The following is a 10,541-nucleotide window of genomic DNA, read 5'->3' on the forward strand; positions in this document are numbered from 1 at the left end:
CAAGGCCCCCGAGTCCCGCGAGCGGAGCGAGCGGGACCACGAAAGTCGCAGCCCGCGCAGCGAAGCGAGCAGGACCGTCTTTCGGAGGTCCTCGCGGCTGGGGCTTTGTGAGTGTTCTCCGCGGTGGCAGCTACGTACAGCCGACGGCTGGGGCTTTGGGAGTGCTCACCGCAGCTATCCTCGCCCGGCCAGCAACGACACAGTACTAATCGTACTACTAGCACGTTTCAGCGACCCGCTGTTTCAGACGAGAACATATCTGAAGAATAGATTGCAACAGAGCCGGAACGCCGAATTGAGACGGAAACGTGGGCGGACACGGAAGCGCGGGCGAAGAGTACCTTACGTCTCGTCGTACTTCTCCAGGACCGCTTCGTACCCGCGCTTCGCCGTCTCGTAGGTCGTCCGGAGGTCCGCGATCGGCGTCTCCGTGGCGTCGACGCGGAGGTCGTCGTAGTACGGGTCGTCCGCCTCGGTCTCGGTGTTCGTCACGAGGAGCGCCGCGGACTGGACGTCGAGGTCCGTGCGTCTGTCGCCGCCGGCGGCGTGGCCGGCCGCGAGCGCGTCGATCAGCCGCTCCGCGAGCGGCGCGTCGCCGTGCGCGGTCGACTCGTAGGCGGCCGCGGCGTCGGCGATCACCTCCTCGCCCGTCAGGAGGTTGCCGGCGACGGTGTAGTTCTCGCCGACTGTGTGTCCGTACCAGTCGCGACATCCGTCGCCGGAGAACGCGAACGTCTCCGCGGCGTCGACGCCATGCACCTGGCGGTCGGCGCGCCCCTCGTCCGCGTTCAACAGCGCCCGGAGTGCGTCGTCGACGGCGATGCCGTCGTCGAGGTACTCGAGTCCCTTCCGTCCGAGTTCGGCGTTGACGAGCGACTGGGTCGCCACCGCGCCGTCGGCCGACGCGAACGGACACAGGGCGCCGACGCCGGGCAGCCGCGTCGTCACCGCCACGCCGTACCGGACCCGGTCGTCTCCGTCGTCGTCCGTGTACCGCTCGCGAACGCAGATGCTGAACGTCACGTCCGCCCTGTGACGTCGGCCGACAAAAGGCTCCGCCCCGGGGGCGACGTTCTCCGCTTTTTTCGCGGGGACCCGTCGGAGCGCCGCGGCCGTCCGTGCGAGCGCCAGCGGCGGCTCGCGTGGGCATCGGGCCGTGCGCGTCGTCGATATCACGCGGGGTACAGAACGAGACCCGACGAACCCGCAGTGAACCGGCCGGATCCAGGGACTGCGACGGGGTCCGCGGCGGTTCGGGGGTGCCGACGGCCGATACATTTATGCGTGACAATCCCTCTCATATATATAGCCTCGGATAAAGGCGAGGCGACGACTGGCACCGACACGCACACCGACGACGCGCTGCTCGCAGTTCGATGAGACGACGATAGCGGACGAGGAGCGACGCGTCCGTCCGTCGCGTCCCGGCCGGCTCGCCTCCCTGCCCTCCGAGAGACGTGATACGATGGCAGAAAAACACACGCTCGAACGGCTCAGCGCGGAGTACCAGACGGACGTCCCGGACGACCTCAGAACGGCCAGGTCGTTCGACTGGTACCTCGACGCGCTGTACGAGGACCCGCGTATCGCGCGGAACGCCCACCAGCGCGTCGCGGACATGTTCGACCACTACGGCACGCGCTACGACGAGGAGCGCGGCGTCGTCGAGTACGCGCTGGCCGCGGACGACCCGATCCACGACGGCGAGAACGTCTTCTACGGCCGCGAGGTCCACGAGGCGATCCACGAGTTCGTCAACAAGGTGAAGTCGGGCGCCCGCGGGCTCGGCCCCGAAAAGCGGATCAAGCTTCTCCTGGGACCGGTCGGCTCCGGGAAGTCGCACTTCGACTGGCTCGTCCGGCGGTACTTCGAGGCGTACACCCGCGAGGAGGCCGGCCGGATGTACACCTTCCGGTGGGTCGACCTCCGGTCCGTGATCGACGACCAGGACCCCGACGACGACGCGGTCCGCTCGCCGATGAACCAGGACCCGCTCGTGCTACTCCCGAAGCCGCAGCGCGAGGCGGTGATCGAGGACCTCAACGAGCGGCTCGACGCGCCGTACACCATCCGGAACGAGCAGCACCCCGACCCCGCCTCGGAGTTCTACCTGAACGAGCTGCTCGCGCACTACGACGACGACCTCGCGACCGTCCTCGCAGAACACGTCGAGGTCGTGCGGCTGGTCGCCAACGAGAACCGCCGGGAGTGCGTCGAGACGTTCGAGCCGAAGGACAAGAAGAACCAGGACGAGACGGAGCTCACCGGCGACATCAACTACGCGAAGCTCGCCGTCTACGGCGAGTCCGACCCGCGGGCGTTCGACTACGCCGGCGCGTTCTGCAACGCGAACCGCGGGCTGTTCTCGGGCGAGGAGCTGTTGAAACTCCAGCGGGAGTTCCTCTACGACTTCCTCCACGCCACCCAGGAGTCGACGATCAAACCGAAGAACAATCCGCGGATCGACATCGACCAGGTGATCGTCGGCCGGACGAACATGCCCGAGTACCGCGAGAAGACCGGCGACGAGAAGATGGAGGCGTTCAACGACCGCACCAAGCGGATCGACTACCCCTACGTGCTGGAGTACGAGAGCGAGGCGAAGATCTACGAGAAGATGCTCGACAACGCCGACGTCCCGAACGTCCACGTCGAGCCGCACGCGCTGGAGATGGCCGGGCTGTTCGGCGTGCTCACCCGCCTGGAGGAGCCGACCGACGAGACCGTGAGCCTGCTCGACAAGGCGAAGGTGTACAACGGCGAGCTCGAAGACGAGGAGATCGACCGCCGGAAGCTCCGCGAGGACGCCGCCGAGTCGACCGACGCCGGCGAGGGGATGGACGGGATCTCCGCCCGGTTCGTCGGCGACGAGATCGCGGAGGCGATCATGGACGCCACCCACCGCGGCCGGTCGTACCTCTCGCCGCTGTCCGTGTTCGACCACTTCGAGGCGAACCTCGGCGGGCACGGCTCGATCGCCGCCGACGACCTCGACCGCTACGAGCGGCTGTTGGAGACCGTCCGGGAGGAGTACCGCGAGCGCGCCATCGAGGACGTCCGGCACGCGCTGGCGTACGACGTCGACGAGCTCCGCCGCCAGGGCGAGAAGTACATGGACCACGTGATGGCGTACATCGACGACGACACCGTCGACGACGAGCTCACGGGCCGGGAGACCGAGCCCGACGAGACGTTCCTGCGGGCGGTCGAAGAGCAGCTCGACATCCCCTCGGACCGGAAGGACGACTTCAGACAGGAGGTGTCGAACTGGGTCTCCCGACGCGCCCGCGAGGGGCGCGGCTTCGACCCCCAGGAGAACGACCGGCTCCGGCGCGCGTTAGAGCGCAAGCTGTGGGAGGACAAGAAACACAACATCAACTTCTCGGCGCTGGTCTCCGCGACCGACCTCGACGACGAGGAGCGGAGCGCCTGGGTGGACGCCTTGGTCGACCGGGGGTACTCCGAGGACGGCGCCGCGGAGGTGTTGGAGTACGCGGGCGCGGCCGTCGCGCGCTCGGAGATCGAAGACGAGGACTGAGATGAGCGACCGATCTAGACCCGACGGCGAAGGGTTCCTCGCGGCGGCCGACGACCGGCTCCGCGGGGCGTACGACCCGCCGATGAGCCTCGCGGAGTACGTCGACCGGGTGCTGGAGAACCCGACCGCCGCCGCCTCGGGCGCCGCCTACATCCTCGCGGCGGTCGAGGCGCAGGGGACCCGCGAGGTCCGCGAGCGCGGCGAGGTGCTCACCCGGTACCGCTTCTTCGACGACCCGGAGAACGACGGGGAACACGCCGTGCTCGGCAACACCCGCGCGCTCAACGCGTTCGTCGACGACCTCCGGGCCGCCGCCGCGGGGCGCGGCAACGACGAGACGATAGTCTGGATCGACGGCCCCACGGCGGCCGGGAAGTCGGAGTTCAAGCGGTGTCTCGTCAACGGGCTCCGCGCGTTCTCGAAGACCGACGCGGGGCGGCGGTACACCGTCGAGTGGAACGTGACGGGCGCCGGAGCCGGCGTCGGCGGGGGTGGCACCGGCGCGGCCTCCCTGTCGTACGGCAGCGGCGGCGACGCGGACGCGTGGTACCGCAGCCCGGTTCAGGCGCACCCGCTGTCGGTGTTCCCGGAGCCGGTCCGCGAGTCGATCGCGGACGCGGCCAACGACGACGGCTACCCGATCGTCACCGACGTCGACCTCGACCCGTTCAGCCGGGAGGCGTACGACCACCTGGAGTCCGTCTACCGCGAGTCGGGCCGTCGGGACCTGTTCTCGGCGATCACGGACCGCGACCACCTCCGGGTGACGAGCTACGTCGTCGACGTCGGCCGGGGGATCGGGGTGCTCCACGCCGAGGACGACGGGACGCCGAAAGAGCGGCTCGTCGGGTCCTGGATGGGCGGCATGGTGCGCGAGCTCGACTCCCGGGGGCGGAAGAACCCCCAGGCGTTCAGCTACGACGGCGTCCTCTCGCAGGGCAACGGGGTCGCGACCGTCGTCGAGGACGCCAGCCAGCACGCCGACCTCCTCCGGCGGCTGTTGAACGTCCCGGACGAGCGGCGCGTCAAGCTCGACAAGGGGATCGGGATGGACCTGGACACCCAGCTCGTCGTCATCTCGAACCCGGACCTCGACGCGGAGCTCGACCGCCACGCCGAGCGCGGCGACGCCGACCCCCTGAAGGCGCTGAAGCGCCGGCTCTCCCGCCACGAGTTCCGCTACCTCACGAACCGGCGACTGGAGGCGCGGCTGCTCCGCCGGGAGATCGGGGGGGGCGACCGCGGTCGACGCGAGCCGGAGCGACGCGGTCGAGGGCGGCGCGGGCGGGACGCGGACCGACCCGGAGGGCCCCGACGGCGACGCCACCGATCCGGCCGCGGCTCCGCTCACCGTCGACGTGCGCAACGCCGACGGGAGCGTCACCGAGCGGGAGATCGCGCCGCACGCGATCGGCGCCGCGGCGCTGTACGCGGTCGTCACGCGGCTCGACTCGGACGACCTCCCCGGCGACCTCGGCCTGATCGAGACCGCCGAGCTGTACGAGACCGGCGAGGTGCGACGCGGCGACGACGCGGTCGCCGTCGAGGACGTCTCGCTCGGGGAGGCGGACGGCCGCAACGGGATCCCGGTGACGTACACCCGCGACGCGATCGCCGACCTGCTCGCGACGGACGCGGACCGGAGCCACCCGGAGCTGTCGGTCGAGCGGGTGGTCACGCCCGAGGACGTGCTCGACGCGATGGAGGAGGGACTCGCGGACGCGCCGGTGTTCTCGCGGGGGGAGGCCGGCGAGTTCGAGCGCCGGCGCGAGCCGGTCGAGGCCCGCGTCCGGGAGCGCCAGCGCGAGGACGTGGTCGACGCGATCCTCGCGGAGGCGACCGTCTCGACCGAGCGGGTCGCGGAGTACGTCGAGCACGTGTACGCGTGGGACGGCGACGAGGATATCGAGACCGACCGCGGCACGGAGGCGCCCGACCCGCTCGCGATGAAGGTGTTCGAGACGGAGACGCTCGGGCGGTTCGACGAGGACGACTACCGCGGGACGGCACCGACCCGTCCGGTCGAGGAATTCCGCCGCGAGCGCGTGATCCGGGCGCTCACCCGGTACGCGTGGCGCAACCGCGGCGACGCGTTCAGCGTCGACGAGGTCGACCTGGGGGAGATCCCGGAGCTGCAGACCGTCCTGGAGTCGAACGACCTCGCGGACGTGAAGCGCCGGTTCCCCGACCTCGACCCCGCGGAGTGGGACGACCCGCCCGCGGACACCGAGACGGCCCGGATCAAGGCGGAGACGATCGATCGGCTCCGCGACCGGGGGTACAGCCCCGCGTCCGCCGAGCTGACGAGCCGGACCGTGATGCGCGACCTCCGCGAGGAGTGGACCGACCTCGACGTCGACGCGAGCGACGACGCGAGCGGCGACGGCTCCCGCCGAAACGGGGGTGATCCGACGTGGGACTAACCGAGGACCGCGAGCGCTTCCGCGAGGTCGGCGAGACGCGCCGCGAGGACCTCGCGGAGTTCATCAGCACGGCGACCTCGGCGGCTCCGGCCCCGACCGGATCCGGATCCCCGTCAAGATCGTCGACCTGCCGTCGTTCGAGTACGACCGGCGGTCGGCCGGCGGCGTCGGACGGGGGCAGGACGGCCAGCCCCAGCCCGGCCAGCCCGTCGACCCGGAGCCCGGCGACGGCGACGAGGAGGGCGAGCCCGGCGAGGAGGGCGGGGACCACGAGTACTACGAGATGGACCCCGAGGAGTTCGCGCGCGAGCTCGACGAGGCGCTCGGGCTCGACCTCGAACCGAAGGGGAAGGAGGTCGTCGAGGAGGTGGAGGGCGACTTCACGGACATCGCGCGCGCCGGCCCGCGGGGAACCCTCGACGTCGACGAGTTCTTCAAGCGCGGGCTGAAGCGGCACCTCGCGACCGACTTCGACGAGTCGTTCGTCCGCGAGGGGCTGTTCGTCGCGGGCGCCGGCGTCGACGACGCCTTCGAGTGGGCCCGGAGTCGGGGGATCCCCGTTTCGCGCGGATGGGTCGCCGACGAGGCGGCGACGGTTGCAGAGGAGACGGGCGAGCCGGTCGCCGCGCTCGACCGCTGGGAGAGCTTCGACGCGCTCGACGCGGCGCGCGACCCGGAGCCGGTGAGCGCCCGGATCCGTCGGAACGGGCTGAAACGCGTCCCCTTCCGGCCGGAGGACGAGCGGTACCGGCACCCGGAGGTGACGGAGCGGCGCGAGCGCAACGTCGTCGTCGTCAACGTCCGGGACGCGTCCGGCTCGATGCGCGAAAAGAAGCGCGAGCTGGTCGAGCGGGTGTTCACCCCGATGGACTGGTACCTGACCGGGAAGTACGACGCCGCGGAGTTCCGCTACGTCGTCCACGACGCGGAGGCGTGGGAGGTGGACCGCGGGGACTTCTTCGGGATCCAGTCGGGCGGGGGGACCCGGATCTCCAGCGCGTACGAGCTGGTCGCGGAGATCTTAGAGGAGTACCCGTACAGCGAGTGGAACCGGTACGTGTTCGCGGCCGGCGACTCGGAGAACGCCGGCAGCGACACCACGGAGAACGTGATCCCGCTGATGGAGTCGATCGACGCCAACCTCCACGCGTACGTCGAGACCCAGCCCGGCGGCGCGGCGTCGAACGCCCGCCACGCCGACGAGCTGGAGGCGGCGTTCGGCGACGCCGACGACGTCGCGGTCGCGCGGGTGGCCGATCCCGACGACGTCACCGACGCGATCTACGAGATCCTGAGCACGGAGGCGGACGGCGGGGACCGCGGCGAGGGGGAAAGCGACGCCGGCCCCGACGCGACGACCGCCAGCCGAGCCGCCCGTCGCGGCGGAGGTGACCGACGATGAGAGACGACCGGATCGAGGCGAAGCGGGAGGCGGAAACGCTCGACGAGGCGGCCCGCGAGGCCAGGGCGCTCGCCGAGCGGCTCGGCTTGGAGCCGTACCCGGTGCGGTACTGGGTGGTCGACCACGACCAGATGAACGAGCTGATCGCCTACGGCGGGTTCCAGCGGCGGTACCCCCACTGGCGGTGGGGGATGGAGTACGAGCGCCAGAAGAAGAAGGACCGGCACGGGCTGGGGAAGGCGTTCGAGATCGTCAACAACGACGACCCCGCGCACGCGTTCCTCCAGGAGTCGAACGCGGCCGCCGACCAGAAGGCGGTGATCACCCACGTCGAGGCCCACGCCGACTTCTTCGCGAACAACGAGTGGTTCGGGCTGTACGCCGACCGCGGCGAAGGCGGCCCGAACGCCGCGGCCCGGCTGGAGCGCAACGCCGACCGGATCGCCGCCATCGCCGAGCGGCCGGACGTCGACCGCGACGAGGTCGAGCGGCTGATCGACGCGGTGAGCGCGCTGGAGGACACGATCGACCAGCACAACCCCGTCGACGCCGCGCGGGGGCACGACGCGCCCGACCCGACCGCGGACGTCGCGGCGGAGGAGCGCGACGCGGTCGCGGCGGTCCGCGACCGGATCGACGAGCTCGACCTGAGCGAGTCGGTGCGCCGCGACTCTTCGACGACGAGTGGCTCGACGGGCGCGAGGAGGGGCTCGAACCGACGGAGCCGCGCCGCGACGTGCTCGCGTTCTTACGCGACCACGGGAAGCGCTACGACCCGGAGACGGGGAAGGCGGTCGACCGCGAGCCGTGGGAGACGACGGTGATCGACGCGCTCCGCGAGGAGGCGTACTACTTCGCGGGCCAGAAGACGACGAAGGTGATGAACGAGGGATGGGCCACGTACTGGGAGTCTGTTATGATGGGCGGCGAGGGGTTCGCCGGCTCGGACGAGTTCCTCACCTACGCCGACCACATGGCCCGGGTGCTCGGCTCGCCCGGCCTCAACCCCTACAAGCTCGGGTTCGAGCTGTGGACCCACGTGGAGCTGCGGGCCGCCCGCCGAGACGTGATCGACAAGCTGCTCCGCGTCGAGGGGGTGACGCCGGAGAACTTCCACTCGCGGGTCGACCTCGACCGCGTCGCGGACCTGCTGGCGCCCGACCCCGCGATCGCCGGGGCGGGACCGGCGACGCTGGACGAGCTGGCCGACCTCGCCGCCGCGGGCGACCCGCGCGTCGACGCCGAGACGGTCGACCGCGCGCTGTCCGCCCGCGAGGGTGACCGCGACCCCAACGAGCCGGGCGTCCCCGACATCGAGCGGTACCCCTGGAAGCTGCTCACCGACGAGGGGCTCGCGGAGCGCCACTACGCGCTCTCGCGGCCCGAACATCGGACCGCGCTCCGGGACGTCTCGCGGGAGACGCTCGAAGAGCGGGCCCGGTACATGTTCGACGTCGACCGTTACCCCGACGCCGAGTCGGCGCTCGCGGACGTCGACCGCACGGCCGGCTGGGAGCGCATGTTCGAGGTCCGCGAAAGCCACAACGACGTGACGTTCATCGACGCGTTCCTCACCGACGAGTTCGTCCGCGAGCGGAACTACTTCACCTACGAGTACAGCCGGGCGGCCGAGGAACACCGGGTCGCCAGCGTCGACCCGGACGACGTGCGCCGGAAGCTCCTGTTGAAGTTCACCAACTTCGGGAAGCCGACGATGGTCGTGCTCGACGGCAACTTCCGGAACCGGGGCGAGCTCCTCTTGGGCCACCGGTACAACGGGGTCGCGCTCGACGAGGAGCGCGCGAAAGCGACGCTGGAGCGCGTCTTCGAGCTGTGGGGCCGGCCGGTGAACCTCGCGACGATTCGCGTCGAGTACGACGAGGAGGAGCTCCGACGCGCCAAGCGGAACGGCCGCGAGCCCGACGGCGAGGAGGTCGGCGTGCGGTTCCAGTACGACGGCGGCGAGGTCACCGCACACGACCTCGACCCGGAGATCCGCGAGCGGATCGCGGCCGACGACGTCGACTACGACACGAAGCCGGCCGACTGGCTGGCGTGACCCGCCGGGTGTCGGCCGACCGGCTGGCGTGAACGCTCACGGGCTCACGACTGCGGGCCGGACCGGGAGACTCGGGGATCCGGCCTCAGCCGAGGTCCGCGACCAGCGCCGACACCGCGTCGACCTCGTCCTCGTTGATCCCGTGGCCCATCCCCTCGTAGATCCGCGTGTCGACGTCGCCGCCGAGCGCCGCCAAGACGTCGGCCGTCTCGTGGACGCGCTCCTCGGGGATGTGCGGGTCGACGTCGCTGCAGCCGAGGAAGACGGGCGTGCCGGCGAGGGGGCCCTCGGCGTCGTCGCGCTCCTCCTCGGCGGCACCGTCGACCCCGGCGGAGCCCCCCGCGTCCGCGAGGTAGTCGTCGACGTCGACCGACTCGCCGATGAGCCCGCCGCTCAAAACCGCGAGCCCGCCGTACCGGGTCGGGTGCCGGGCGACGAACTCGCTCGCGAGACAGGCGCCCTGCGAGAACCCGGCGACGAGGACCGCGTCGGCGTCGATCCCGGCGTCCGCGGCGGCGTTCACCGCCCGCCCGACCGCGCGGAGTCCGGAGCGACGGCCCGGCTCGTTCTGCTCGACGGGGGCGAGAAAGGAGTTCGGGTACCAGGTGTTGGCGGCCGCCTGCGGGGCGAGCAGCGCGACGTCCTCGCCGGCGACCGCCGCGCCGAAGTCGACGATGCTCCGCGCGGTCGCGCCCCGGCCGTGGACGAGGACGAGGGCGGCGTCCGCGTCCGCGAGCGGGGCGCCGGCCGTCACCAGCTCCTCGGCGGCGTGCGGGTCGTCGCCGGCGTTCGGGCCGTCTCCGGCGTGCGGGTCAGACGGACCGCCCGCCATCTCAGACCCCGACGCCCGCGTCGGCGTCCGGGAGGTCGTACTTGTTGACCGGGAGCCCGAGCTCCTCGAGGGCGGCCTCCATGTGGCGGTCCTGCGCGAAGTCGGCGCCGTCCTCCTCGCGGAACCGCTGGGCGGTCGCCAGCACCTCGCCCTTGCGGTCGTCGGGGATCTCGTACTTGTCGGAGGACAGCTCGACGACGAGCCCGTTGTTGTCCTGGGTGTAGATCGAGTGGAAGATGCCGCGGTCGAACACGTTGTACCCCTTCCCGGCGTCGTCGAGCGCGGCC

At 71.1% G+C, this 10,541-nt stretch carries 3 protein-coding genes and 4 pseudogenes; 4 read left to right on the forward strand and 3 right to left on the reverse strand.

The features are described 5' to 3' along the window. Positions 1 to 342 precede the first annotated feature (342 nt). Entirely contained in the window at positions 343 to 1,023 is a 681-nt protein-coding gene (locus GJ633_RS10195; RefSeq protein WP_321169015.1) for a DUF1028 domain-containing protein, read from the reverse strand. Between the two features lie 442 nt (positions 1,024 to 1,465). Here GJ633_RS10195 and GJ633_RS10200 point away from each other — a divergent pair, with 442 nt between their 5' ends. The 4 genes and pseudogenes from GJ633_RS10200 to GJ633_RS10215 all read left to right on the forward strand — a co-directional run bounded on the left by GJ633_RS10200 (position 1,466) and on the right by GJ633_RS10215 (position 9,422). Continuing rightward, a complete protein-coding gene (locus tag GJ633_RS10200) occupies positions 1,466 to 3,538 on the forward strand; it encodes a PrkA family serine protein kinase (RefSeq protein ID WP_156588744.1) in 2,073 nt (690 codons plus the stop codon). A 1-nt stretch (position 3,539) separates the two neighbouring features. Continuing rightward, positions 3,540 to 5,961 (forward strand): annotated as a pseudogene (locus GJ633_RS10205) (kinase anchor protein). Beyond that, positions 5,952 to 7,363: pseudogene (locus tag GJ633_RS10210) on the forward strand (DUF444 family protein). The pseudogenes GJ633_RS10205 and GJ633_RS10210 overlap by 10 nt, the downstream one beginning before the upstream one ends. Next, positions 7,360 to 9,422: pseudogene (locus GJ633_RS10215) on the forward strand (SpoVR family protein). Before GJ633_RS10210 ends, GJ633_RS10215 begins: the two co-directional pseudogenes overlap by 4 nt. Before the next feature lie 85 nt (positions 9,423 to 9,507). On the opposite strand, the gene GJ633_RS10220 reads toward GJ633_RS10215, so the two are convergent. Further along, positions 9,508 to 10,254 (reverse strand): alpha/beta hydrolase, encoded by a 747-nt coding sequence (locus GJ633_RS10220; RefSeq protein ID WP_156588745.1) that lies wholly within the window; start codon positions 10,252 to 10,254, stop codon positions 9,508 to 9,510. Between the two features lies 1 nt (position 10,255). Beyond that, a pseudogene (locus GJ633_RS10225) lies at positions 10,256 to 10,541 on the reverse strand (VOC family protein); the annotation flags it as partial.

The sequence above is a fragment of the Halorubrum sp. CBA1125 genome, from assembly GCF_009742825.1.
Taxonomy (GTDB): Archaea; Halobacteriota; Halobacteria; order Halobacteriales; family Haloferacaceae; genus Halorubrum.

Coding starts and splice junctions, on each gene's coding strand:
- GJ633_RS10200 (WP_156588744.1), top strand. CDS start 1,466: ATGGCAGAAAAACACACGCTCGAACGGCTCAGCGCGGAGTACCAGACG.
- GJ633_RS10220 (WP_156588745.1), bottom strand. CDS start 10,254: ATGGCGGGCGGTCCGTCTGACCCGCACGCCGGAGACGGCCCGAACGCC.